The sequence below is a fragment of the Rhizobium sp. BK619 genome (genome assembly GCF_014195245.1).
GTDB lineage: Bacteria > Pseudomonadota > Alphaproteobacteria > Rhizobiales > Rhizobiaceae > Rhizobium > Rhizobium acidisoli.
The window spans coordinates 77,366-102,710 of the sequence record NZ_JACIBH010000009.1 but is presented as its reverse complement, the minus strand read 5'-3'; the positions used below and the strand labels follow the sequence as shown (position 1 = coordinate 102,710).

At 61.6% G+C, this 25,345-nt stretch carries 22 protein-coding genes; 12 read left to right on the top strand and 10 right to left on the bottom strand.

Annotated features, from left to right (window positions below):
- Positions 1 to 34: 34 nt before the first annotated feature.
- From FHX14_RS18260 to FHX14_RS18255, 3 genes are all read left to right on the top strand, one after another.
- Entirely contained in the window at positions 35 to 1,321 is a 1,287-nt protein-coding gene (locus FHX14_RS18260; RefSeq protein ID WP_184377998.1) for an ABC transporter substrate-binding protein, read from the top strand.
- A gap of 60 nt (positions 1,322 to 1,381) precedes the next feature.
- The gene (locus FHX14_RS33390) at positions 1,382 to 1,507 is read left to right on the top strand and encodes a hypothetical protein (RefSeq protein WP_281414172.1); all 126 of its coding nucleotides are present in this window, start codon (positions 1,382 to 1,384) and stop codon (positions 1,505 to 1,507) included.
- 182 nt (positions 1,508 to 1,689) lie between these two features.
- On the top strand, positions 1,690 to 2,952 hold the full coding sequence (locus FHX14_RS18255) for a DUF3422 domain-containing protein (RefSeq protein ID WP_012556175.1): 1,263 nt from the start codon (positions 1,690 to 1,692) through the stop codon (positions 2,950 to 2,952).
- Between the two features lie 60 nt (positions 2,953 to 3,012).
- On the opposite strand, the gene FHX14_RS18250 is transcribed toward FHX14_RS18255, so the two are convergent.
- From FHX14_RS18250 to FHX14_RS18225, 6 genes are all read right to left on the bottom strand, one after another.
- Positions 3,013 to 5,157 (bottom strand): methyl-accepting chemotaxis protein, encoded by a 2,145-nt coding sequence (locus FHX14_RS18250; protein ID WP_184377997.1) that lies wholly within the window; start codon positions 5,155 to 5,157, stop codon positions 3,013 to 3,015.
- Positions 5,158 to 5,173: 16 nt separating this feature from the next.
- Positions 5,174 to 6,103, bottom strand: a complete 930-nt coding sequence (locus FHX14_RS18245) for a substrate-binding domain-containing protein (protein ID WP_184377996.1) — start codon at positions 6,101 to 6,103, stop codon at positions 5,174 to 5,176.
- Between the two features lie 194 nt (positions 6,104 to 6,297).
- On the bottom strand, positions 6,298 to 7,182 hold the full coding sequence (locus FHX14_RS18240; RefSeq protein ID WP_184377995.1) for a carbohydrate ABC transporter permease: 885 nt from the start codon (positions 7,180 to 7,182) through the stop codon (positions 6,298 to 6,300).
- Entirely contained in the window at positions 7,172 to 8,098 is a 927-nt protein-coding gene (locus FHX14_RS18235) for a sugar ABC transporter permease (protein WP_184377994.1), read from the bottom strand. Before FHX14_RS18235 ends, FHX14_RS18240 begins: the two co-directional genes overlap by 11 nt.
- 92 nt (positions 8,099 to 8,190) lie before the next feature.
- Positions 8,191 to 9,411 (bottom strand): sugar ABC transporter substrate-binding protein, encoded by a 1,221-nt coding sequence (locus FHX14_RS18230; RefSeq protein ID WP_184377993.1) that lies wholly within the window; start codon positions 9,409 to 9,411, stop codon positions 8,191 to 8,193.
- Between the two features lie 49 nt (positions 9,412 to 9,460).
- On the bottom strand, positions 9,461 to 10,783 hold the full coding sequence (locus FHX14_RS18225; protein ID WP_184377992.1) for an alpha-L-fucosidase: 1,323 nt from the start codon (positions 10,781 to 10,783) through the stop codon (positions 9,461 to 9,463).
- Positions 10,784 to 10,986: 203 nt separating this feature from the next.
- On the opposite strand from FHX14_RS18225, the gene FHX14_RS18220 reads away from it, so the two are divergent.
- The 5 genes from FHX14_RS18220 (at position 10,987) to FHX14_RS18200 (ending at position 16,146) form a co-directional block, all read left to right on the top strand.
- Positions 10,987 to 11,994: a LacI family DNA-binding transcriptional regulator gene (locus FHX14_RS18220; RefSeq protein WP_184377991.1), complete on the top strand. Its 1,008-nt coding sequence runs from the start codon at positions 10,987 to 10,989 to the stop codon at positions 11,992 to 11,994.
- A gap of 322 nt (positions 11,995 to 12,316) precedes the next feature.
- Entirely contained in the window at positions 12,317 to 13,045 is a 729-nt protein-coding gene (locus FHX14_RS18215) for a FadR/GntR family transcriptional regulator (RefSeq protein WP_184378158.1), read from the top strand.
- Positions 13,046 to 13,324: 279 nt separating this feature from the next.
- A complete protein-coding gene (locus tag FHX14_RS18210; protein ID WP_184377990.1) occupies positions 13,325 to 14,338 on the top strand; it encodes an ABC transporter substrate-binding protein in 1,014 nt (337 codons plus the stop codon).
- A 95-nt stretch (positions 14,339 to 14,433) separates the two neighbouring features.
- Positions 14,434 to 15,252: an ABC transporter ATP-binding protein gene (locus tag FHX14_RS18205; protein ID WP_184377989.1), complete on the top strand. Its 819-nt coding sequence runs from the start codon at positions 14,434 to 14,436 to the stop codon at positions 15,250 to 15,252.
- Between the two features lie 12 nt (positions 15,253 to 15,264).
- The gene (locus FHX14_RS18200; protein WP_012556165.1) at positions 15,265 to 16,146 is read left to right on the top strand and encodes an ABC transporter permease; all 882 of its coding nucleotides are present in this window, start codon (positions 15,265 to 15,267) and stop codon (positions 16,144 to 16,146) included.
- Between the two features lie 82 nt (positions 16,147 to 16,228).
- Here the strand turns inward: FHX14_RS18200 and FHX14_RS18195 are convergent, their stop codons facing one another.
- Genes FHX14_RS18195 through FHX14_RS18180 form a run of 4 tightly spaced genes read right to left on the bottom strand, consistent with a single transcriptional unit; the run spans position 16,229 to position 20,994 of the window.
- Positions 16,229 to 17,629, bottom strand: a complete 1,401-nt coding sequence (locus tag FHX14_RS18195) for a sensor histidine kinase (protein ID WP_184377988.1) — start codon at positions 17,627 to 17,629, stop codon at positions 16,229 to 16,231.
- Complete coding sequence (locus FHX14_RS18190; protein WP_003591180.1) at positions 17,619 to 18,287, bottom strand: response regulator; 669 nt, start codon at positions 18,285 to 18,287, stop codon at positions 17,619 to 17,621. Before FHX14_RS18190 ends, FHX14_RS18195 begins: the two co-directional genes overlap by 11 nt.
- Before the next feature lie 53 nt (positions 18,288 to 18,340).
- Positions 18,341 to 19,186, bottom strand: coding sequence for a carbohydrate-binding protein (locus FHX14_RS18185; RefSeq protein WP_184377987.1), 846 nt, complete (start codon positions 19,184 to 19,186; stop codon positions 18,341 to 18,343).
- Positions 19,187 to 19,203: 17 nt separating this feature from the next.
- Entirely contained in the window at positions 19,204 to 20,994 is a 1,791-nt protein-coding gene (locus FHX14_RS18180) for a heparinase II/III family protein (protein WP_184377986.1), read from the bottom strand.
- Between the two features lie 219 nt (positions 20,995 to 21,213).
- Here FHX14_RS18180 and FHX14_RS18175 point away from each other — a divergent pair, with 219 nt between their 5' ends.
- From FHX14_RS18175 to ugpC, 4 genes are read left to right on the top strand one after another with little or no spacing between them, the layout of a single operon-like run.
- Positions 21,214 to 22,194: a sugar ABC transporter permease gene (locus tag FHX14_RS18175; RefSeq protein WP_210273354.1), complete on the top strand. Its 981-nt coding sequence runs from the start codon at positions 21,214 to 21,216 to the stop codon at positions 22,192 to 22,194.
- On the top strand, positions 22,191 to 23,027 hold the full coding sequence (locus FHX14_RS18170) for a carbohydrate ABC transporter permease (protein WP_184377985.1): 837 nt from the start codon (positions 22,191 to 22,193) through the stop codon (positions 23,025 to 23,027). The genes FHX14_RS18175 and FHX14_RS18170 overlap by 4 nt, the downstream gene beginning before the upstream one ends.
- 3 nt (positions 23,028 to 23,030) lie before the next feature.
- Entirely contained in the window at positions 23,031 to 24,203 is a 1,173-nt protein-coding gene (locus FHX14_RS18165) for a glycoside hydrolase family 88 protein (RefSeq protein ID WP_184377984.1), read from the top strand.
- A gap of 15 nt (positions 24,204 to 24,218) precedes the next feature.
- Complete coding sequence (gene ugpC, locus FHX14_RS18160) at positions 24,219 to 25,328, top strand: sn-glycerol-3-phosphate ABC transporter ATP-binding protein UgpC (protein WP_184377983.1); 1,110 nt, start codon at positions 24,219 to 24,221, stop codon at positions 25,326 to 25,328.
- The last annotated feature ends 17 nt before the right edge of the window (positions 25,329 to 25,345 follow it).

Genomic DNA, 25,345 nt, shown 5'->3' with positions numbered 1-25,345 from the left:
CGATTGATGAAAATGTTTTCATGGGAGGATGAAAATGAAAACGTATCTTTCAGGGGCTTTCGCACTGGCGCTTGCCACCGTTTCTTTCGCATGGTCCAGCGTGGCCATGGCGGAAACCCAGACGATCACCTTTCTCTTCACCGACGACGACCAGGCTTATGTCGAGCGGATGGAAGCGCTGAGCAAGGAATTCGAGACGGCGCATCCCGACATCAAGGTGAATTTCGTCTCGTCGGGCTATGATGCCGTCGCCAAGCAGCTGCCCGTGCAGCTTGCCATCGGCGAAGGCCCTGATGTCGCCAAGATCACCGACTGGCAGCTGGCACCCTATTACCTCGACATGCGGCCGCTGATGAAGGATCCGGATGGCTTCGCCAAGCTGCACGGCGACAGCCTGAACACGCTTCGCTTCCCCGGCGTCAACGATCCGAACTCGATCAACGGCTACGTCGCGTCGCAGACCTTCAACCTGCCCTTCGTCAACAAGACGCTGTTCGAACAGGCGAAAGAGCCGCTTCCGCAGCCGACCGCCACGCTGAAGGACATCGTCGAAGCCTCGGCCCGCGTTGCCAAGGCGACCGGCGCTCAGATCCCCTTCACGATGGACCGCTCGGGCCACCGCTTCTCGGGTGCTGCCTTCTCCTACGGCTCGAACTACGTCAAGGACGGCAAGTTCGCCTTCCCCGACGATGCCGCCAAGCACTACATCACCGATCTCTACAACTGGACGAAGGACGGCTCCTTCCCGAAGGAAATGTGGGGTGCTGCCGGCGGAACCCAGTACAAGAACATGGGTGACGAGTTCGTCAACGGCAATGTCGTGACCTATCTCGCCGGCAACTGGATGGTCAATCCGTTCCAGAAGAAGATCGGCGACGCCTTCGACTGGACGGCAATCAGCGCGCCCTGCGGCGATGTCGGTTGCTATGCGATGCCGGGTGGTACCGCAATCGTCGGCTTCAAGCGCACCAAGTACCCGCAGGCCGTGGCCTCCTTCATCGAGTTCCTCGGCTCTGAAAAGGTCCAGCGTGAAATCGCCGAAAACTACGTCATCCTGACCGGCGCCGACATCAAGGATCCGCAGTACAAGCTCGACAGCAAGAACGCCAAGGACGCCATGGCCGTCTTCCTCGCAAGCCGCAACAGTGCGCCGAAGGCAGCCCGCGACCTCGAACGCCTGAAGGGATCCTCTGCCATCTATCAGCTCATCGTCCAGCGGATGAGCCAGCTGATCGTCGGCGAGCTTTCCCTTGAGGACACCTTCAAGGCGATGAGCGCAGACGTCGACAAGGTCAACGTCGCGCTGGCCGCCAACAAGTAAACGGCCGCGCCTGTCTCCCACAGATTGCGCGCTGCATCAGCCACGGCCTCGCAACGGGCCGTGGCTGATCGTTTTTTACCTCTCCCTATGCCGATCTTCGCCTTCCTCGGAGAAGCCGAGACCGGCTTCGTCGTCGCGATGTCGGCCGGCGGCAGTGTGCATCTGCTCGGGACCTTCCTCGCCTAGCGCTCATTCTGAACACGCGGCTGGACGACTGATGCGAAGGCGTCGTGACACGAGCCTCTGGAGAGGCTATAGGCGTTGTCAGCCTGAGCCAGTCCCAGGCGCCATATCAAATTATCAAGCGCCGGCACCCGGTCGTTCCGCCGGCGACCCAGCGACTGTCTACCGTATAGAGGTGCATCTCCATGCCGATGGGTTCCGAGCATCCGCTGCGCAGGGAGCTTCACAACGAGTTGCATGCCCGGCCATCGCTTTATTTCGATGGCGACACCGATGTCTGGCATGTCGCCATCGTCGGCGACAATGCTGCGCCTGCGTTTCCGAATTCCCTGCCCGGGCTGGAAGATATCACCACGACCTACGAGGGCAACCACGGCATCGGCCGCGTCGGCGACGGCCGGCTGAAATGGGAGGCGCATACCGAATTCCTGACCCTCACCTTCGTCGTTCCCGCATCGTCCGAACCCGGCAGCAATCCGCCGGAAGCCTTTCAGGCCTGTTACCGTCAGATCGAAGGCAAAGTCATGGCGGCCGTCCGTGTGGTGGTGCGTGACGAGAAGGATGGACAGCGTCTCGAAAAACCAAAGCTCGACTATGTCGCCTCTCAGGTCGGCGGCGGCGGTGCGGAAGTGCATTCGAACTTCCGTCTGACCGACAGTGGTTTCGTCGAATTCCTGTTCTTCAACCGCGACCTCAACGCCTATCGCACCGGCCGCATGGTCAGGCGTTTCCTGGAGATCGAAACCTACCGGATGATGGCGCTTTTGGCGCTGCCGAAGGCGCGCGAGACGGTGTCCAAGCTTTCGGCCTTCGACCAGCGCCTCGATCTGCTGATCACGCATATGCAGAGTGCCGTCAAGGTGGACAAGGCGCTGCTGTCCGAGGTGACCAGGCTCTCGTCCGATGTGCTCAACTTCTCGGCGCTCGCTCGCCACCGTTTCGGTGCGACGAAAGCCTATGCCGATATCGTCGCCAGTCGGCTGTCCGAGCTTCGCGAAGAGCGGGTCGAGGGAAGGCAACGACTGGGGACGTTCATCGACCGACGCTTCCAACCGGCTGTGCGATCGGTCTATGCAGCAGAGCGGCGCCTCGACGAACTGGCCGAACGCGTCAGCTTGGCCGGAGACCTGCTCCGAACCACCGTGCAGGTTCAGCTTGAAGATCAGAACGCCTCGCTGCTGACCTCGATGGAGGAGCGGGCGCGCATCCAGGTGCATATCCAGCAGGCGGTCGAAGGGTTTTCGGTCATCGCCATTACCTACTATACCGTCGGCTTGGCAAAGATCTGCCTGGAAAGCATTTCCGCACTGGGCGTCGATCCGCACGTGGCAAAACTCGCCGTTCTCGGCGCCATCCCGCTTGTGCTCTTCGCCGTCTGGACGGCGGTTCGTCATGTGCGGCGAAGCATCGCCGGTGTGCCGCACGGCCCCGCATCCGGAAGCCACTGACACGCGTTCACCGCCGCCCTTTCGGAGCGGCGGTGTTTTCTTCGCTGCATCAGCAGAACGTCACGATGCCATTGCATAATGGCGGTGGTTCGATGCCTGGCGGCTGCCCGTCTTAAACCGCCGCAACAGATCGGCAAGGCTTTCGGTTTCCTGCGTCAGGCTCTGGGCGGCCGCCGTGGTTTCCTCGACCATTGCGGCGTTCTGCTGGGTCACCTTGTCCATCTGGTCGCCGGCGGCCGAGACCTCGCGCAGGCTCGTCGCCTGTTCGCGGGCGGCAACGGCGATCTCGGCGACGGTCGCATTCATGGCGGTAACCTGCTCGACGATCTGTTCGAGCGAGAGGCCGGATTCGCCGACCAGCTGGACGCCGGTCTTGACCTGCGCCGAGGAGGTGGAAATCAATTGCTTGATCTCCCGAGCCGCATTGGCGGAGCGCTGTGCGAGCTCGCGGACTTCCTGGGCGACGACGGCAAAGCCCTTGCCCGCCTCACCGGCACGCGCCGCTTCGACGCCGGCATTCAGCGCCAACAGGTTGGTCTGGAAGGCGATCTCGTCGATGACGCTGATGATGTTGCCGATCTTGGACGACGAATTTTGAATTTCCGTCATCGCGTCGATGGCGCGGGCGACGATTTCACCGCCCTTTTCGGCATTGGTGCGGGCCGTCGCCACGACAGCCTGGGCGCGGCCTGCGCCCTCCGCCGTGCCGTTGACGCCGCGGGTGACGTCGCCGAGGGCTGCGACTGTTTCTTCCAGGGAGGCTGCCTGCTGCTCGGTGCGGCGGGCGAGATCATTGGAGGCGGTGGAGATTTCCGACAGGCCGGAGCGGATGGTGGCGACCGCGCGAATGACGGAGTCGACCGCTTCCTCGAGGCTTGCGACCGAGTTGTTGAAATGATCGCGGATCCTGACATAGCGATGGTCGACTTCGCCGACGCGGACGGTGAGATCGCCCTTGGAGAGCGCGTCGAGGCCCACGGAAATCTGGCGGAAGGCATGTTCCATCACCTGCGCATCGGAAAGCCGCTCGGCCTCCTGGCGCAGCCGCTCTTCTTCGGCGGCGAGGCGCGCCCGTTCGGCATTGGCTTCGGCGATCAGCTTGGCGCGGCCGGTCTCCTGGAAAACCTTCAGCGAACGCGCCATGGCCCCCAGTTCATGGCGGTGCTCGACGCCCGTTATCGCGATCTTCTCCTCACCGCGGGCAAGCTGCTCCATGGACTGGGCCATCTTGCGCACCGCCGAGGAAATCAGCCGGCCGACGAAATAGGAAAGCACGAGGCCGATGACGATCAGCAGCCCGCTGATGACGAGCGTCGTGCTGGTCGCGGAGGCAACCGTCGTCTCCACAGAACCATCCAGGGCCTTCTGGGCACCTGTCACGGTCGCCTGCAAATCCGTGAATTCGCCCGATATTTTCGGCGCGAGCACGCCGAGCTGCGTCTGGCGGATATTGCCGGAGGCCTGAAGCACCTCCTTCATGTCGCCGAGACGGGCGGTGTAGTTCTGCATGAGCTGGCCGGCGCCCATCAGGCGCTTCTTCTGCAGTTCGTTCTTTGCAGCCTTGGCAGCGGCATCATTGAGCGCGACGGCTTCGATAAGAGCCGCCTGCGCCGTGTCGTAGGCCGCGAAATCGTTGGAATGCACGAAACGTTCGGAGAAATAGAGGCTGCGGTTCAGGGCCTCCAGCGTCGCTGCCGTCATCTGCAGCAGGGCAACGTCGTTCTGGCGCCAGGCGCTGCGCACGACGTCGTTGAGCGCGATGCTCGTCCAGGGGCCGAATTCGGTAACCTTGGAAATCAACACGTCACGTCGGGCCTGCAGCGAAACGATTTGTTCAAAGGCCTTGCCGTAGGCGGCGATATCCTGGCGGATCACAGCAAGGCCGGACTGCAGGTCTTTGTTGCCGGCAAAACGCGGATCGTCGGCCTCGAAGGCCTTCACGCCGGCGCGGAAGCTGTCGACGACAGCCTGGGTCGGTGTCGAGCGGAAGGCTTCCGCCGACATCTGGATCTCGTGCAACTGGTCGCTGTAGTCGGAGATGGCGAGGCTCTGGCCGGCCGTGACGCGGTAGGACGCAAAGATGGCGGCAAGACCGTTCATGCCGGAAATTGCGCTGACGGTGAGCAGGCTCATCAGCAGGATCAATGGCACGAAGCCCGAAGTGATCTGCGCGCGAATGCCGAATTTATTCCAGAAATGCAACATTATAGGCCTCTTATGCTCACTGGCTCTTCGGCAGGTATTGGGCAATGTTTTCGGGTGTGACGAGTTCGAAGGGGACGTTGTTTTCGCGCGGCACCTTCTCCTTATTGACGAGCTTCACGGCAGCATCGACGGCCGCCGCCCCCTGCCCGACCGCACTCTGGAGAATGGTCACGTCGAGATCCCCGGCCACCATGGCGGCAAGCGCGTCGTCGGTGGCATCGACGCCGGCGACGACAACGTCCTTCATCGGGATATTGGCCTTCTTCATGGCGCGGATCGCACCGAGCGCCATCTCGTCATTGTTGGCGATCACAGCATCGAACTTGACGCCGGCTCCCAACCATTCCTGCATCTGCTGATCGGCATAATCGCGCGACCAATAGGCCGCTTGCTGCTCGACGATCTCAAGGCCTTTGCATTCCGGCGTCGCGATGACATCTGATATGTCCTGGGTGCGGGTACGGGCGGCCACATGGAAGACCTCCCCCATCAGCACGACGACACGGCCCTTGCCCTTGAGGAGAGAGCACACTTGCTTCGTCTCCAGCGTACCGGAGTCTTTCTCATCGGAGGCGACAACGACCTGATTGTCCGGCAAGTCCGAAAGATTGGAGGGCGTCGTGTTGATGTAGATCAGCGGAATGCCGGCATCCGCTGCGATCTTGGTCATTTGCGGCCCGAAATCGCCATCAGACAGCATCATGATAATGGCATCGACCTTGTCGGCAACGAACTGCTGAACCTGCTTCTTCTGAAGCTCGTTGTCGCCGTTGGCATTCTGGGTGACGAGCTTGAGGCCTGATATCGTCTTCCCGTGCGAGAGGACGCCGTTCAGAAGCATCTCCCGGAATTTGTCGAGATTGGTCATCGAAACCCCGATCGTCTGTGCATTGGCAACAGAGACCGATATCGCCAAGGCGATGGATGCAAGCGTGGCCGTTTTCATGAATTCCCCTGCAATTCGGATATGAACGCGTTATTTCAAATTTTGGTTAAATTTTACTTTTCGTGAGGAACCGAAAGTTAAGATCGGGGATATGATTTTGCGGTGCGGAAGCGCCTTCGGCGGCGAGCAGCCGACCTTGACCGGCTTCGCCTCGAACTTCGCGCGATGCACATAAATCTCTGTTTTTATGTAAACTATCTTCCGCCGAAGCCGGAGCTGACGGTGATGCCTCTATAAATCACCCGCTGCAGCACGATGGCGAGGACAACACCCGGCAGCATCGAGATCGTCGCGCCCGCCATGATGTAGTTCCACGCCGTGCCCTGCTGGGTCTGGAACAGAGTGAGCCCGAGCGGCAGCGTGGCTTTTTCCACGCCGCTGGTGGCAATCAGCGGCCACAGGAAACTCTTCCACTGGGCGATGAAGGTGAAGAGCGACAAAAGCCCGATCGCCGGCATGGCGAGCGGCACGATGACCGTGACCAGGATGCGCAGGCGCGAAGCGCCGTCCATCATCGCCGCCTCGTCGAGATCCTTGGGAATGCCGAGGATGAACTGCCGCAGCAGGAAGGTGCCGAAGGAAGAGAAGGCGACCGGCAGAATCATGCCGTGATAGGTATTGATCCAGCCGAGCTTGCTGACCAGGAGGAAAAGCGGGATCACCAGCATCACCTGCGGGATCATCAGCGTGCTGAGATAGGTGAGCAGCAGCCCTTCGCGGCCGGGAAACCGCAGCCGCGCGAAGGCGTAGGCGGAAAGGCAGGATACCGCAATCACGATTGCCGTGACGCCGCAGGCGACCACGAGGGAATTCAGCAGGAAGGTTCCGAACGGCAGGGCCACCAGGGCTTCGACGAAGGTGCTCCAATGATATTCTTCGGGAAAGATGCGAACCGGCACGGCCATCACCTCGGCATTCGAGCGCACCGCGTTCGACACCATCCAGAAGAACGGGAAGAGGAAAAGCAGCGCGACCAGCGAAAGGCCGGCATAACTGAAGAAGGCGCCGATGCGCCGCAGGAGACGCTGCCGACCTGCGGAAACGGAATGCGGATGCCGTGAGGTCCGGTCAGTCGTCATAATGCACCCATTTGCGCTGCATGTGGAACTGCAGGATGGTGAGCGCCATGATCATGACGAACATCACCCAGGCGAGAGCGGAGGCATAGCCCATCTGGAAGTTGGTGAAGCCCTTCTGGTAGATGGCAAAGCCGAGCGTTGCCGTCGCCGAGCCCGGGCCGCCGCGCGTCATCGCAAAGATTTCGTCGAAGACCTGCAGCGAGGTGATCGCCGTCATCACGGTGGCGAAGAAGACGGTCGGCGAGATCAGCGGCAGACGGATGCGCCAGAAGCGCTGCCAGGCATTGGCGCCGTCGATCGTCGCCGCCTCGAGATAGTGTTTCGGCACGAGATCGAGCGCGGCGTTGAACATCACGACGTTGTAGCCGACATTCGCCCAGAGCGTGACGATCACCACCGCCTGCATCGCCCAGGTCGGGTTCAGCAGGAAATTCGGCAGGCCGAGGCCGAGCGAACGGATGACCGTGTCGGCCAGTCCGTCCGGCGTGAAGATCAGCAGCCACACCACCGAAGCGGCAATCGTCGGGGTGAAGGTCGGCAGGAAGAAGATCACCCGGAAGATCGCCTTGCCGCGCTTCAGGCTGGATATCCAAACCGCCAGTATCAGCGAGACGATGATATTCACCGCCAGATACTCGACGGCGAAGAACAGCGTGTTTCTGAGGATGGTGTAGAAGGCCGGATCGACGGTGAGGAGCTTGATATAATTCTGAAGACCGACGAAGGACGGCGTCGAGATCAGCTGCCAGTTGGTGAAGGAGAGCGCCAACGACGCCAGGATCGGCAGCGCCATGAAGATCATGAAGCCGAGAAAACTCGGCAGCAGGAACAGCATGGCCGTCTGCGTCTCAGGTTTCAGAAAGCGCCGCGGCCGACCGGGCTGCAGGGGAATTTCGGCAACGGCGCTTTGCGACATGTCTTCCTCCGTGCGCGGCAATCCTGCCGCCGCGCTTTAACCTCTTGTTTTCACGCATGTCATCATCGCAAGAACCGCGTGCGCGACATGCTCTATTGTTGCGCGAGGCTCTGGATCGACTCCATCGTCTGCTTGGCGTCGGCGCTGCCGCCGAAGGCCGGCGGGAAATACTGGTTGAACAGGTTTTCGACCGCCGCCCAGTTGTTGGTGATCACGTAGGGCACGGAATGCGCCAGAGAATAGTCGATGGCCTCGCCGCCATTGGTGATGTCCTTGGCCGCGACCTTGTACCAGGAGGATTGCGACGCCGTGCGCGCCGGCAGCGCACGGCCCTGTTCGGCGAGATACTGCAATGCCTCGGGGCTGGTCAGCACCTGGATCGCCTTCCAGGCCGCATCCTTGTTCTTGCTCGTCGTGGCGATGCCGAAACCCGAGCCCGCCGTGACCGCGGTAAGCTCACTGTCTCCGCGCGGCAGGGAAGTGGAACCAATCTTGAACTTGACCTTGTCCTTCATGCCAATGATCGACCATGGACCGTCGACATACATGGCGACATTGCCCGAATAGAACCGGCCTTGGATGACCGTGCCGGCATCGGCGCTCGACGGCACCAGCGGCGCTACCTTATCCTTGGCGGCAAAGCCGATCACCCTCTCGGCCGCAGCTATGGCGCTCGGATTGGTGAGGTCGAGCTCTCCTGCATCATTGACATATTTATCGCCCCAGGCAGCCGCCAGGACCGAATAGTTCTGCGGGGTGATGCCGAAGCCGTATTTGCCGTCCTTGGTCAGCTTCTTGGCAGCATCGGTGAATTCGGCAAGCGTCCAGCCCGGCTTCGGCAGCGGAACGCCGGCGGCTTCGAGCGCGTCCTGGTTATAATAGATGACCCACGGACCGACGTCGTAAGGCAGGCCGTAAAGCTGCTTGTCAACGGACATGCCGCCGATGATCGAGGGGGTGAAAGCGCCAACATCGAGTTTGTCGGCGGCGATCCGGTCATTCAGGGGCTCGAGCAGCGAATAGAAATTCGGCATGCGCAGCGACTGCATGGAAACGATGTCGGCAAGCTGTCCCGACGCCGCCAGCACCGGCAGCCTCGTCCAGTAGTCGACCCAGCCGGTCGTCGTCAGCGTCACCTTGATATCGGGGTACTTGGCGGTGACCATGTCGGCCAGGTGCTGCCAGCCCTTGGTGTCGGCATCGGAACCGGTCCACATCTGCCAGGTCAGATTGACCTGTTCGGCCGATGCGGCTGTGGCAAAAAGACTGCCGCCGATTGTGGCGAGCAAAAGCGCTTTCTTCAGAACCTTCATGGGTTTCTCCTCCCTCCATGACGCAATGAACACGCGAGTGCGACCGAGTTCACGCCTTGAGGACGATCTCGATCACCGGGACGGTAACGTCAGGTCGCCGGACCGGCAGTTCGAGCGTGATCATGCCTTGCGGCACCATCACGCCGATATTGGAATCCACTTCCTTCGTCTGGCTGAGCCAGCGCACTTCGCTGGCGTCGTGCAGGAATTGCGCATAGGCGATCCTGTCGGCGAGGCCCTCGATATGGATGTGGCGGTAAGGCCAGTTATAGACATGCAGGTAGAGACGGTTGCCGCGCTGGGTGTAGCGGCACCCGGCCGGCACCGGTAAACCGGACGGGCCGGCCCCATAGATGGAGCGGCCGTTGACGGCCATCCAGTTCTGGTAGACCTCAAGCGCATCGATGGCACGGGCGTCGAAGGTACCGCGGCCGGTCGGGCCGACATTCATCAAAAGGTTACCGCCGAGCGCAACGGAATCGATCAGCAGTTGAATGATCTGTTCCGGGCTCTTCCAGCTATCCTCGTCGCGATGATAACCCCAGGAGCCGCTGAAGGTGTGGCAGGCTTCCCAAAGCACCCCCTGGCTGGCGATGGCAGGCGCCACACGCGGCGTATATTGCTCCGGCGTCGTCACGTCGGGCAGCTTGCCCGGCGGCAGATCGAGGCGGTTGTTGACGATGATTTCGGGCTGCAGCTCGCGCACCAGCTCGATCAGCCGCTCGCTTTCCCAGTCGGCGCGCCCCTTGCCGGGCAGGCCGTGATATTCGCGGCCGGGATAGCTGAAATCGAACCAGATGATGTCGATCCGGCCGAAGCCGGTCAGGAGCTCGCGTACCTGTTCGCGCATATAGGCGGCGTAATTGGCGATGTTGCGGCCGACATTCAGCGCTTTGGCGTCGGCATGGTTGCGCAAGGGATGGTGGACGTCGATCGGAAAGTCCGGATGGTGCCAGTCGAGCAGCGAATAATAAAAGCCGATCTTCAGCCCCTCGGCGCGAAACGCCTCGACCAGCGGCGTCAGCAGATCCCTGCCGCAGGGCGTGTTCGGCGCCTTGTAATCGGTCACCTTGCTGTCCCAGAGGCAGAAACCCTCGTGATGCTTGGTCGTCACCACGACATATTTCATGCCGGCGAGACGCGCCCGGCGGGCCCACTCTTTGGGATCGTAGAGATCGGGATCGAAATTGTCGAAATAGCGCTGGTAATGCTCGTCGGTCAGCTCTTCGCGGTTCTTCAACCATTCGTGCCGGGCTCCGAGAGCATAGAGACCCCAATGGATGAACATACCCAGGCGATCATGGCTGAACCAGGCGTGCCTGCCCGCCTCTCCCGATGCCGGATTTTCCAGCTGACGTGCTGCAATCGTCACAGGTTTCTCCTCCCTGTTTCCGGCTCACCACATCATCGAACCGGTTCGGTAGGTTGATCATTCACCCCGGTTCCTCACCTGTCAAGCTGAAATCAACCAGCTAAAATTCGGCTGGATATCCACAGATTGGCGCATTATCCGGCAACCTGTTGCACCAGCTAATGGAATCTGGCACTATCGGTTAATAGAACCGGTTCGAAATTATGACCACCATACGAGATGTAGCGCGCCTTGCGGGAGTTTCGATCTCGACCGTCTCGCTCGCGCTCAACAGCCCGAAGCGGGTCGGCGTCGAGACGCTCGACCGCATCCAGCAGGCGATAAAATCGACCGGTTACCGCATCGACCCCGTCGCTCAGACGTTGGCGCGCGGGCGCAGCTCACTGATCGGTTTCGTGTCTGCCAATCTCGGCAACATGTTTTTCGGCGACATCCGCCGCGAGATCGAACATCAGGCGCTTGATCACGGTTATTTCGTCCTGATCGCCGACTCCTCGGGCCGGGCCGATCTCGAACGGGCGCTGCTGGAGCGGTTGGAGGCACAGAAGATCGCCGGGATTGCCTTGGCGGCAAACGGACGCGGCGACGAATACGCAACCTTCCTGCGCGACTTCAAGACCCCGATCGTGATGTTCGACCAGAAGGTGGAGGACGCGGAACGCGATTTCGTCGGCTCCGACAATCCGCTGACGACGACCATCCTGACGGAGCATCTGCTGCAGCTTGGGCACAGGCGCATCGGCTTCATCTCCGGCCCAAGCGGCCTGCACACCGCCGACGAACGCCTGAAAGGTTTCATGGATACGATGGCCGGCGCCGGCGCTGAGATCGACCCGTCGCTGGTCGTCGAAGGCGGCTACACTAGGACCGGCGGCCATGCGCAGGCGATGCGGCTGCTCACCCGCCGCGACCGGCCGACCGCCATCATCGGCGCCAACAACATGATGGGCTTGGCGGCGCTGCAGGTGATGCAGGAAATGGGCTTCCGCTGCCCCGACGACGTGTCGCTGGCGATGGTTGACGACGTGCCCTGGAGCAACGTCATCACGCCCCGCATCACCATGGTCGTACAGGATGCGCAGAAGCTCGGGGAACTCGCGGCACAGCGCCTGCTGGCAAGAATCGCAAGCCCCGAGGCCGCCGCCGAGCCGCCGCAGGATTTCATCCTGACGCCGAAATTCGTGCGCGGCGAGTCGACTAGGCGACTCTGAGTCCCCTCCCTCGATCTCTGTTGACCATGCAAAGGGCGAGGCGGGTCCCCAAGCGCTGATACATAAGAAGCAGCGTTGCGTCATGCTTCGAGGCTTCGCCCTTCGGGCTGCGCTCCTCAGCATGACGAGCGTCGGAGGATGCCGCACCAAGGCCCACAATACGCTCTGCGCCCGGCGACACTCCCAGCAAAACAGGTAGCGACGGTGCCGTTCATCATTGAAAGATCGAAGAATTTGTCATACATGTGTGATGAATCGAGATTTTGCGTGCCGCTGGATGGCCGCATGCGGGTCGAAGCCGATGCGGGGGCGAAGCGTGGCTATGCAGGTGAAGGATCGCAGCAGGGGCTCCGGGTCGCTGGTCGCGCAGGTCGGCGAAAGCCTCCGGCAAGCCATCTTGAGCGGTCAATATTCCGCCGGCGACAAGCTTCCGAGCGAGCATGAACTGACCGAGACGCACAGCGTCAGCCGTACCGTGGTGCGCGAAGCCGTGGCCGCGCTTCGTTCCGACGGACTGGTCGAGGTGCGCCAGGGCGCAGGCATTTTCGTGATCGGCGCCGACCCGGCGCTGTCAGGTCGAAAGGTCGACAAGGCCCGTGTCGCCTCCGATCTGGAAGTGCTCGAAATCCGAACCCCTGTCGAAATCGAGGCAGCGGGACTTGCCGCGCTTCGCCGCTCGCCGGCGCAGGAGGAGGCAATCTTCGAATGCCACCGGAAGATCCTCCAGTGCATCGAGGAAGATCGATCCGTCCGCGAAGCGGATCTCGAGCTTCATGTGGCGATCGCCGAGGCAACGAACAATCCGCTGTTCAGGCATTTCCTGGAATCCCAGGGGGCGGCGATCATCCCGCAATCGCGGCTTGTCCCGGAAACGAGGACAGCCGAGCAGACTGCCTACCGAAAGCTGATCCACCGGGAGCACGAAGCGATCGTCATGGCGATCTCCGACAGGGACGATCAGGCCGCCCGCAACGCCATGCGCGAGCACCTGGTCGGAAGCCAGACCAGGTACCGCAACCTGCTGAAGGACCTGCGGAGTTTTGCGACCTAAGTCCAAGCTCCGCCCCCACGGCAAGCTTTTCGGCCGCCACGAGCCAGGCCATTCCCACATTCGCGCGGAAAAGCGGCTTTCCTGGCGATTTGCGCAGGCGCCTGTACGGCAGCGTCCTCAGCGCGCGTCGGCGTGATGCATAGATTGAACGCGCGGGTAGCGTCCGCGGCTGAAAGCTAGTTGAAAGCTTCGACGTCATAGGTAAGAGGCAGCATCGTGGAGGAGCACGGTCAAGGTGGCCAGACGACGATGCAAGCCAATCACCAGGAGGAGATTTCCATGCGTTCTTCACGCAACCTTTTTCAAACCGTCGCCATTTCCGCGCTTTTCGCCGCAGCATCTTTCGGTGCGAGCGCCGCCAACGCAGCCGACAAGATTACCATCATGGTCGGTGGTTATGAAAAGCAGATCTATCTGCCCGCCAAGCTTGCCGAATCCCTCGGTTACTTCAAGGACGAGGGCCTCGACGTCGAACTTCTGAACGAAGCTGCCGGCGTCGATGCCGAAAACCAGCTTTTGGCAGGCGCCGTCCAGGGTGTCGTCGGCTTCTACGACCACTGCGTGGACCTGCAGGCCAAGGGGAAATTCGTCGAATCCATCGTCCAGTTCAGCCAGGCGCCTGGAGAAGTCGAGATGGTATCGAGCAAACATCCCGACATCAAGTCGCCGGCCGATTTCAAGGGCAAGAGCCTCGGCGTCACCGGTCTCGGCTCGTCCACCAACTTCCTGACCCTCTTCATGGCCTCCAAGGCCGGTTTGAAGCCCGGCGACGTCGTCACGGTTCCGGTCGGCGCCGGCGGCACCTTCATCGCCGCCATGCAGCAGGATCAGATCCAGGCCGGCATGACCACCGAGCCGACGATCTCGCGCATGGTCAAAACTGGCGAAGCCAGCGTGCTCGTCGACATGCGCACGGTCGAGTCGACCCGCCAGGCGCTCGGCGGCACCTACCCCGCCGCCTCGCTCTACATGGAAGCCGCCTGGGTCGACGCACACAAGGACGAGGCGCAGAAGCTTGCCAACGCCTTCGTCAAGACACTGCGCTACATCAATACGCATTCTGCCGCCGAGATCGCGGACAAGATGCCGAAGGATTTCTACGTCGGCGACAAGGACGGTTACATCAAGGCTTTGAACGACGGCAAGGGAATGTTCACGCCCGATGGCGTCATGCCGGAAGACGGTCCGAAGACAGTGCTTGCCGTGCTCTCGGAGTTCTCCAAGAACGTCAAGGGCAAGCAGATCGACCTCTCCAAGACCTACACGACGGAATTCGTCAAGAACGTCAAGTAAGTCAGTCGCGCCGCTCCCGGCTCCCAAGCGGGAGCGGCCTCCGTTCGATCATGGGCATTGCGTGCGCGCCCGCAAAGCACGCCTCAGGTATCACCATGCAACAGGATAATAAGCAGATCCCGGCGATCGAGCTGATCAATGTCAGCCGGCGCTTCGTTTCGCCGACCGGGAAATCCCTGACCGCCTTGCGCGATTTCAACATGACGGTCGCCCGCGGCGAGTTCGTCGCCGTCGTCGGTCCCACCGGCTGCGGCAAATCGACGACGCTCAACCTGGTCACCGGTCTGGCACGGCCGAGCGCCGGCGAAGTCCGCCTGATGGGCGGGCCGATCACCGGCATCGATCCGCGTGTCGGCTTCGCGTTCCAGACCGATGCACTCTTTCCCTGGAAGAACGTGATCGACAACGTCATGGCCGGGCCGCTGTTTCGCGGCAAGTCACGCGCCGAGGCGGAAAAAATGGCCCGCGACTGGCTGGCCCGCGTCGGCCTGTCGAAGTTTCTGCACCACTATCCCCATCAGCTTTCCGGCGGCATGCGCAAGCGCGTCTCGCTGGCGCAGACCTTCATCAACGAACCTGAGATAATGCTGATGGACGAGCCCTTTTCGGCGCTCGACGTGCAGACCCGCACGGTCATGCATGAGGAGCTCCTGAAGCTGTGGGCGGAGCGAAAGGCCTCGGTGGTGTTCGTCACCCACGACCTCGAAGAGGCTGTCGCACTTGCCGACAAGGTCTATGTGCTCACAGCCGGCCCTGCGACGGTCAAGTCGGTCTACACCATCGATCTTCCCCGCCCGCGCGTCGTGTCGGAGATCCGCTACGAGCAGAACTTCATCGATTATTGCAAGACGATCTGGGAGGACCTCCGCGAAGAGGTTGAGACCAGCTACCGCCGCGCAAGCGAAGCGGCTTGAGAGGAGGATATCATGGCACATACCACTTTCGAGGCCGGTTCCGCCGCGCTGTTTCGCCCGGGCACATCAGATGCCGAGATTGAAGCCTCCGCACTGAAGGCAATACGCCGGCGCAATACGCTCGTGCGTTTCTGGCAGATCGCCATCCTGGTCTTCGTGATCGGCATGTGGGAGCTCTCCTCCAACATGCAGTGGATCGATCCGTTCTTCTACTCGAGCCCGAGCGGCGTTCTTCAGCGCCTCTATGAATGGGCGACCGAGGGCACCACCGAAGGGTCGCTCTGGTACAATCTCTGGGTAACGATGGAGGAGGCGCTGATCGGCTTCTTCGCAGGTTCGATCACCGGCGTCTTCGTCGGCATCGGCCTCGGCCGCAACCGCTTCCTGTCGGATATCTTCTCCGTCTACATCAAGGCGATCAACTCGATCCCTCGCGTCGTCCTTGCCCCGATCTTTATCATGATCATGGGTCTCGGCCTGCCGTCCAAGGTCGCGCTCGCCTTCATCATGGTCTTCTTCGTCGTCTTCGCCAACGCCTTCCAGGGCGTGCGAGAAGCCGACCGCAACATGATCGCCAATGCCCGCATCCTCGGCGCCTCGGACTGGCAGGTGACCCGCACGGTGGTCATTCCTTCGGCGATGAGCTGGATCTTTGCGAGCCTGCACGTCTCCTTCGGCTTTGCGATCATCGGCGCGATCGTCGGCGAATTCGTCGGCGCCCGCTTCGGCATCGGTCAGCTCATCTCGATTGCCAAGGGCACGTTCGACGCGGCCGGCATGTTCGCGGCGATCCTCCTCGTCATGGTCGTCACGCTGTTTGCCGAATTCATCATGACACTGGTCGAGAACCGCCTGGCGAAGTGGCGGCCGCAGCAGCACCTCGACACACAGTAATCAGATCGACCTCCTCCCAAGGCAGATCGAAGAGAAGGCCGGGCGCCATGCCCGGCCTTCCGCATTTTGATGCACTTCAGGTTCACGTGAGCGGAAGCCGCACGGTCACGACGAGGCCGCCACCTTCTGCATCGTCGAGCGAGACCGAACCTCCCGCCCCTTCGACAACCTCCCGGACGATCGCCAGCCCCAGGCCGCTGCCTTCCGCTTCCGTCCCCATGATCCGGTAAAACCGTTCAAAAACCTGTTCGCGCTCACCGCTCGGAATTCCCGGCCCGTTGTCCTCGACGGTAACGACGGCGTTGCCATCCGCCTGCCCCACCGCAACGGTCACCCGTCCATTCGGGCTGACATAGCGGATCGCGTTGTCAATGAGGTTGACCAACATCTCCCGCAGCATCGTCCCGTCGCCTTCGACGATGACGGGGCCGTCCGCTTCCAGACCGACGTCGATATTGCGCCTCAGCGCCTCTTCGGCATGCGCTTCCAGTATCTCGCGGGCTGCTTTGCTAAGATCGGCCGCGTCGCTGCGCGGGCGCCGGCTTCCGGGCTCGGCTCGTGACAAGGTCAGAAGCTGGCTGGCCAGGCGCGAAATCTGCCGCGTGCTGGTGCGAAGGGCAAGAAGCGCCTCGTCGCGGCGGACCGCATCGCCTTCGCGGGCCGCCACGCTTGCCTGCGTCGAAATCAGCGCCAGAGGCGTTCTCAATTGATGGGCGGCATTCGATACGAAGCGTCGCTGCGCAGCCATCTGATTCTGGACACGCTCCATATAGTCGTTGAGCGCATGAACGAGCGGCTGCAATTCGCTCTGCACCATCTCGGGCGTTAAGGGATCGAGACGGTTGCGGCCGCGCTGGCGCACGGCGTCCCGCAGTCTGAGAGCCGGCGCCAGACCGCGTTGGAGCCCGAGGATGGTCACCAGGCTTGCGACGAAGACGAGCACGAACTGCTTCGAAAAGTCCGAAAGCCACAGCTGCCTTCGCATCGCGTACTGGCTGTGATGGGTCACGGCGACGGTCACCGAGATGGTGCCGTCATCAGGAAGGCCGACGACGGGATGGTCGAGCATCAGGACGCGCACATCGGCGCCATGGAATGAGCGATCTTCACCTGCCCGCTGGACAGTCGGCAACGGCAAGTCGGGAAAGCCGCTGACCAGACTGCCCCAGGCGGTGATCACCTGATAGGAGACCCGGTCACCGAAGCCGGTATCGAACATCTCGAGCGCAGCCGGCGGCACGTCCACCTGAACATTGCCGCCCTCATCGACGCGGACGGCCTCGGCAATGACGCGGGCCGAGGCCAGAAGCGTTCGATCCGTCACCAGCTTCGCCGTCGCATCCGCCGTCCAGAAGCTGTCGTAAAGATTGAAGCCGATCGCGCCGAGCAGGGTCAGCAGCACCCAGCAAAGCAACTGTACCCTCAGGCTCCGGCTGAGCCGCGCGATCGTCGCGCCGGCCTTTGTGACGACGCTATTCGACATGTCTGAGGAGATAACCGAGCCCGCGCAGCGTCGCGATTTGAACCGAGCTGCTTTCGAGCTTTTTTCTGAGCCGGTGGACGTAGATTTCGATGGCACTCGGATCCGCCTCGTCGTCGAAACCGAACACGCTTTCGGAAAGGGCGGCTTTCGACACCGTGTTGCCCACCTTCATGACGAGCTGTTCGAGAACGGCGTATTCCCGTGGCGTCAGCTGCAGCAGCTCGTCCGCGACGAAAAACTGCCGCGTCCCGCCGGAAAAGCGCAGGTTGCCGACGGTGATCTCGGACGAGGCGCGATCCTGACCGCGGCGCACCACCGCGCGGATTCTCGCTTCGAGCTCGGCAATTTCGAAGGGCTTGGCGAGATAGTCGTCGGCACCGCTGTCGAGCCCCGCCACACGGCCGTCCAGGCTTGCATTCGCGGTCAGGATGATCACCGGAAGCTTGTTTCCGGATTGCCTCAGCCGCTTCAAAAGCGTCAAGCCGTCAAGCTTGGGCAGCGCAAGGTCAAGGATCATCGCCGAATACTCGGCCACCTTGAGCATATGCTCGGCATCCTCGCCGTCATGGGCGATATCGATAGCATATTGCGCCTGTCGCAGGGCTTTGCCCAGCCAGGCCGCCAGATCCTTGTTGTCCTCCACCACAAGCAGTCTCATCCATCCCCCTTAGCACGGGCAGACGGTCTGGCGGAAGCGCGACACTGTTGGTTCTAGGCGTGCTCAGCCTCGTCTTCGACGGCAACGGCTGCGGCGTTCCGGTCTCCGGCCATCGGCACCTCCGTTCCCCAGATTTCGATCTGCGTCAGCGCCGGAAAGGGCGAGCCGTCCTCCGCCTTGATCAGGCCGTGCAGCTCCACCCATTCGACGACGCAGGGCTCTATGGAAAAGCCTTGCGCCGCACCCGATTTCGCCAGCGGAAAGGAGGAAGTCCTGCCGTTCGAGAAGGTGACGCTGGCTTTCTCCCACCAGGAATCATGCGGGAAGTCCGCCCGGAGGTAGAAGACGATCTCATCGATCCGGACGGGCCGGCCGAACTCCACCGTCAGGGCGGCTTCAGGATCTCGATTGATGCCCCAGCTCGTATAGGGCCAGAAGCCGTGATCGTCGTTGGCCTTTTCGCCGTCGATGGCGTTGCGCGCGGCAAAGACCGCTTCGCCCCGGGTTTCGACATTGGCGCGCGCATGCGGAAACAGCGTTCGATTGGCGTGATCGTCCCAGGGGTTCAGGGCGAGATTGCGCCGCTGGGCAATCTCGTCGGGCCGCGCGCTTCGGACTGAAAGCCGATGCATATCGCCGCTGAAGGCGTTCGGCGAATAGGGTTTACGCTTGTCGCCGAACGGCACGGCGAGGCAATAATCGCATTCCTTCATATAGACCGGGCCGGGTTGGGAAGCGCTGTCCAATGCCAGGAAGATATGCCCGGGTTCGGAAGCCTCCACGACGACGCAGTCGCCCTCGCGATAGCTCTGCCGATAGACCAGAAACGTTTCGTCCTGCCCCGTGGCGCTTGCCAGCACGAAACCATCGGCATCCATGATCTTCAGCGTCAATTCCATGCTCGCCCTCCTCAAGGCTAGACGATCCGCAATCTCAGAAGCTTGCCGGCAAACGGCAGGCGCAGCCGGTAGAGCTTCTCGGGCCAGGCCGCCATCAGCCTGCTGTCATCAACCGCGATCTCGTCGATTTCGATCGACCCGGCGCCGTCGACGGCAATGCTGCCGAGATCGGCGAGATCGATCCGGCCGGGGGCGACGGTCGGCGCCACGCAGGCCATGAGCAACAGGACCGCCGGTTTGTCCCCGTCATAGGTATCGACGATTTCGACATGGCGACCCCGTTGCAGGGAGACCGCGCGCCGATAGCTGCGCACATCCGCTTCCGGTGGATAGGCGCCGGATATATCGAGAGATATACGCGCTTCGCCGTCGCCAAATTCGACCTCGACATCGCGGGCCCCGAAGGCTTCGCCGGCGGACTGCATGACGCCGCCGAAGGTCGGCAGGTTGTGATAGGCCGATTGCATCGTCCATATCTCGTAGCGCCGCGGCGAAAAGGTCTTTGCGGTATAGGTCTCGACGCCGACGTCGATCAGGAAGGGACGGCCGTTCTTGTAGAGCGTGACGCTGCCGACATCGTTGTGATTGTGGCCCTCGCCGTTGTTGCCGGCCTTGACCGCTAGGGAAAATTGCCCGTCGCGGGCGATGAACAGGCCGATGCCGGGATAAAAGATATCCCGGCCTGCCGGCTGCAGTTCGGCGGCGGGGATCGTATGACCGACCAGCAGCTCCTGCACGCGATACCAGAGGTTCCATTCGCCGGGCAGGTGCGGGCTCTCGGCGGCCGCCCGGTCGGCTGCGGCGAACGTCGAAAGCATCTCGGAACCAACAGACTTGCCGAACAGGTATTCCCGTGCGCTGCAAGGCTCGACCACCGCGGAGGAATCCGCGAAGTTGAAATAATGGCGGCCGGCGACATGCATGTTGGCGATATATTCGGCCATGTTGCGGATCTTCGGCTGCCGCCAGATCCCGTCGAACAGGCCGGGCGCCACGCGATCGAGCACGGTCAGCGCGCCGTTCAGGCAGAGTGCGGCATGGCGATAATAGACCACGCCCTCCTCGCAGGCCCCGTCTTCTGCATAATCCTTGAGGAAAGCATCGAGACTGCCGAGCGCTTTTTCGACGACGGCGCGGCGTGTCGGCTGATCGGTCTTCAGCGAGAAGGTGGTTAAAAGAACGTTCTGGGTTATCCAGGCCGTCCAGTTGTTCATTCGCTCGTCGCCGCTGCCCATCCACCAGAAATGCCAGCCGAGATAGGGCATCAGGATGCGGGTCTCGATCTCGCGTTTCACACGCGCCGCAACCTCCGGGCTGATGCCGTCGAGCGCATCGCCGAGCAGGGCGACGATCGTCGCCAGAAGGGCCGCCGTTTCGGCGGCGAAGAGATCGATGACCGGCTGCCAAGTGTCGGGAAGCGGCAGACGCGGACCGCCGCGCCCATAGGCATTATGCGCAGGAAGCTGCCAGCCGCTCTCCTCGGCAATCAGGAAGATGCCGTCAACGATCTTCGGCAGGAACCGCCCACCCGCTTCCACGAGTTCGCCCAGCACCAGATCGTTGAGCATCCGCCGGCGCGTGAAATAAAGCGCCTCGAAGTGCGAGCGGTTGCCGGTCTGCGTGTACTCCCGGTAATCGGAGGCCGTGATGAGAGGCCAGGCGCGCGCAAATGTGGCTTCGGCATCGCGCACGACCACATCCCGCACCGCCTGCGGCACCGCGTTCCAGCTCTCGCGATCGGAGTAGGTAGATCCCGGCGTGAAATCGCCGAGGACATCCGGCAGCTCCCCTGAAATCTCGCTGAACATGTCCCTCCCCGCATTGGAAAAGCCTCGACGGCGCCTAGCCTGATGCTCACCTATCATATGTTTTCGGCGCTTGCTATAAAATTTGTATGACCTATTCAGAACTTGTTTGACCAATACCGGAGATGTGCTATGTCCTTGGCAGGAGGAAGACAGGGGCGCCCATCCGCCCAAACGGCTCTGGATTTAAGTTGGAGAATCCCGAAAGCCGCCAGCCGCAGAATGCCCGCCCAGGAGGAAGCATCGGTGTCCATATCGAATTCGGTCATCGCGACAGATGGCGCCCCGGCCGTGCTCCGCCGGAAGGTCGCCGTGCTGTCCAAGCGCCAGCGCAAGATCCGCAATGCGCTCGTCGCCTATTCGTTCATCGCGCCGAATTTCCTCGGCTTCGCCGTCTTCACGCTCGGCCCGATCCTGTTCGCCTTCGCGCTTGCCTTCATGCATTGGGACGGCTCGAATGCGATTACCTTCGCAGGCCTCGACAATTTCTGGCGGCTCTTCGAGGACAAGGCCTTCATCGCGGCGTTCTGGAACACGATCATCTATACGGTCGCCTCGGTGCCGGCGACGCTCCTTTGCGCGCTCGGCCTCGCCGTTCTTCTCAACCAGAAGATCGTGGGGCGGAATTTCTTCCGCACAGCGATGTTCTTCCCCTATGTCGCTTCGCTGGTGGCCGTCGCCGTCGTCTGGAACATGATCTTCAATCCCGAGATGGGACCGGTGAACATGATCCTCTACACGCTCGGTCTCGATCCGAAAAACATGCCGGGATGGGCAGCCGATCGCCACTGGGCGATGGTGACGGTGATCCTTTTCGGCATCTGGAAGAACATGGGCTATTACATGGTCATCTATCTGGCCGGCCTGCAGGGCATCAATGCGGAACTCTATGAGGCGGCCGATCTCGACGGCGCCAATTCCTGGCAGAAGTTCATCCATGTCACGGTGCCGCAGCTCGGACCGACGACCTTCTTCGTCACCGTCATGCTGACGATCCAGTCCTTCAAGGTGTTCGACCAGATCTACATGATCACCCAGGGCGGCCCCGGCACCTCGACGCTCGTCCTCGTCTACCACATCTATAACGAGGCCTTCATTTCCTGGGATCTCGGCTATTCCAGCATGATTTCGCTGGTGCTGTTCTTCCTCGTGCTCGCGGTCACGGTCTTCCAGTTCCGCCGCCAGAGGGAGGACGAGGCATGAGGATCGCCGGACGCAAAGTGACCATCGGGACGATTGCGGTCTATGCCATCGTCATCGCCGTCACGCTGATCATGCTGATGCCCTTCGCCTGGATGCTGTCGGCATCGCTGAAGCTCAGCCGCGACGTCTTCGCCTTCCCGATCGAGTGGATACCGTCTCAGCCGCAATGGCAGAACTACGTGGATATCTGGACGAAGATCCCGCTCGCCCTCTTCATCTACAACACGTCGAAGCTGACCATCATCGTCACGCTGCTGCAGCTCCTCACCTCCAGCTTTGCCGCCTACGCCTTCGCCAAGCTGAATTTCCCCTACAAGAACACGCTGTTCCTCGGCTATATCGCCACCATCGCCATGCCCTGGCAGGTCTACATGGTGCCGCAGTTCCTGCTGATGCGCGAGTTCGGCCTCAACAACACCCATCTGGCGCTGATCTGCCTGCAGGCCTTCACCGCCTTCGGCGTCTTCCTGATGCGGCAGTTCTACATGTCGATCCCGACCGAGCTTTGCGAGGCGGCCCGCATCGACGGCATGAACGAGTACCAGATCTGGGCGCGCATCATGCTGCCGCTGTCGAAGCCCGCGCTCTCGACGCTGACGATCTTCACCTTCGTCACCACCTGGAACGACTTCCTCGGGCCGATGATCTATCTCACCAAGACGGAGCTGAAGACCGTCCAGATCGGCTTGCGCATGTTCATCTCGCAATATTCGGCCGAGTACGGGCTGATCATGGCGGCTTCCGTCGTCGCGCTCATTCCGGTCCTCGTCGTCTTCCTTGTTCTCCAGCGCTTCTTCGTCGAGGGCATCGCCTCGACTGGATTGAAGGGTTAAGCCATGAACGCCGTTTCCTCCGTCGCCCCGCAGCCGATTACCGATGAGGAAGTAAACGCCGCGCTCGATATCGCCGTCGAGCAGGTCAGGCGCAACCTCCCCGAATTCACCCACGCCGCGCAGAACCATTCCAGTATCAAGAATTTTTATCCCCCAGTGGCGAACGACCAGTGGACCGCCGGCTTCTGGCCCGGCGAACTGTGGCTCGCCTTCGAACACAGCGGCGACGCGGCCTTCCGGGATGCTGCGCAGATCCAGGTTCAATCGTTCCTGCATCGGATCGTCAATCGCATCGAGACCGATCATCACGATATGGGCTTTCTCTATTCGCCCTCGTGCATTGCCGCCTGGAAGCTCGTTGGAGACGCGGATGGCCGCAGAGCGGCCATCCTGGCCGCCGACCAATTGATCGAGCGCTTCCAGCCGATCGGCCAGTTCATCCAGGCCTGGGGCCATAAGGGCAAGGCGGAGGAATATCGCTATATCATCGACTGCCTCCTGAACCTGCCGCTGCTCTACTGGGCAAGCCGCGAGACCGGCGATCCGAAATACCGCGAGATCGCGCTCATCCACGCCCGCACCACGCTCGCCAACTCGGTGCGACCGGATGATTCCACCTATCACACCTTCTACATGGACCCGGTGACCGGCGCGCCGGTGCGCGGCGCCACCAAACAGGGCTACCGGGACGACAGTGCCTGGGCGCGCGGGCAGGCCTGGGGCATCGCGGGCATGGCGCTCTCCTACCGCTACGAGCGGATCGAGGAATATCGCAGCACCTTCGACCGGCTGCTCGCCTTCTATCTCAACCGGCTGCCGGCCGACATGGTACCTTATTGGGACCTCGTCTTTTCCGACGGCGACGGCGAACCGCGCGACAGTTCGTCGGCCTCGATCACCGCCTGCGGCCTGCTTGAAATGGCCGAGCTCGTCGAAGCCGAACAAGCCGAGCGCTACCGCACGCTGGCGCGCCGCATGATCAAGAGCCTGGCCGACCACTATGCGGTCAAGGATCCCGCCGTTTCCAACGGCCTGGTGCTGCACGCCACCTATTCGAAGAAATCGCCCTTCAACACCTGCCGCGGCGAGGGCGTCGATGAGTGCGTCTCCTGGGGAGACTATTATTACATGGAAGCTTTGACGCGCCTTTCGCGTCGCTGGTCTTCCTATTGGTGACCTCAGGAGAACCCGATGGCCAGCATTTCGCTTAAAGAGCTGAACAAATCCTACGGCGCGCTCACCGTCGTCCACGATATCGATCTTGAGATCGCCGATAAGGAATTCATCATCCTGGTCGGCCCGTCAGGCTGCGGAAAATCGACGACTCTCAGGATGATCGCCGGCCTCGAGGAGATCTCCGGCGGCGAACTCAAGATCGGCGGCGACGTCATGAACGACGTTCCCTCCAAGGACCGGGATATCGCCATGGTCTTTCAGAACTATGCGCTCTATCCACATATGACCGTTTACAAGAACATGGCCTTCGGCCTGCAGCTCAGAAAGGTGTCGCGCGACTTCATCGATACCCAGGTGCAGGACGCCGCCAAGATCCTCGACATCACCCATCTCTTGAACCGTAAGCCGAAGGCGCTTTCGGGCGGTCAGCGCCAGCGCGTGGCGCTCGGCCGCGCCATGGTGCGCAATCCGGCCGTCTTTCTCCTCGACGAGCCGCTTTCCAACCTCGACGCCAAGCTGCGCGGCACGATGCGCTCCGAGATCACCAAGCTGCACAAGCGCCTCAACGCCACCTTCATCTACGTCACCCATGATCAGGTGGAGGCCATGACCATGGCCGACCGGATCGTCGTCATGAAGGATGGCCACATCCAGCAGGTCGACACGCCGCAGAACCTCTATGACCATCCTGTCAACATGTTCGTCGCCGGCTTCATCGGCGCGCCGCAGATGAACATGCTGCCCTCGACAATTCAGCGCCGCGGGGATGGCTATGTCGCCGTCTTCGACGGCCGGGAACTGCCGCTGCCCGATCATTTCGACAAGAGTAGGATCGCGCCCTATGAGGGCCGCGAACTGGTGCTCGGCATCCGTCCGGAGAATTTCCACGAACTGCCGCCGGCCGACATCCCGGCCGAGAATCTGGCACCTCTGAAAGCAGTGGTGGAGCTTTCCGAACCGATGGGCTCGGAGGTGCATCTGAACATGGCGGCCGGCGGACGCAATCTCATCGCCCGTGTGTCGCCGCGTTTCCGGCCGGCAATCGGCGACGAGGCGACGCTCACCGCCGACATGAGCAACGCGCAGCTGTTCGACAAGGAAACGGAACGCTCGATTCTTTACTGAGCGCCTGGGGGAGACGG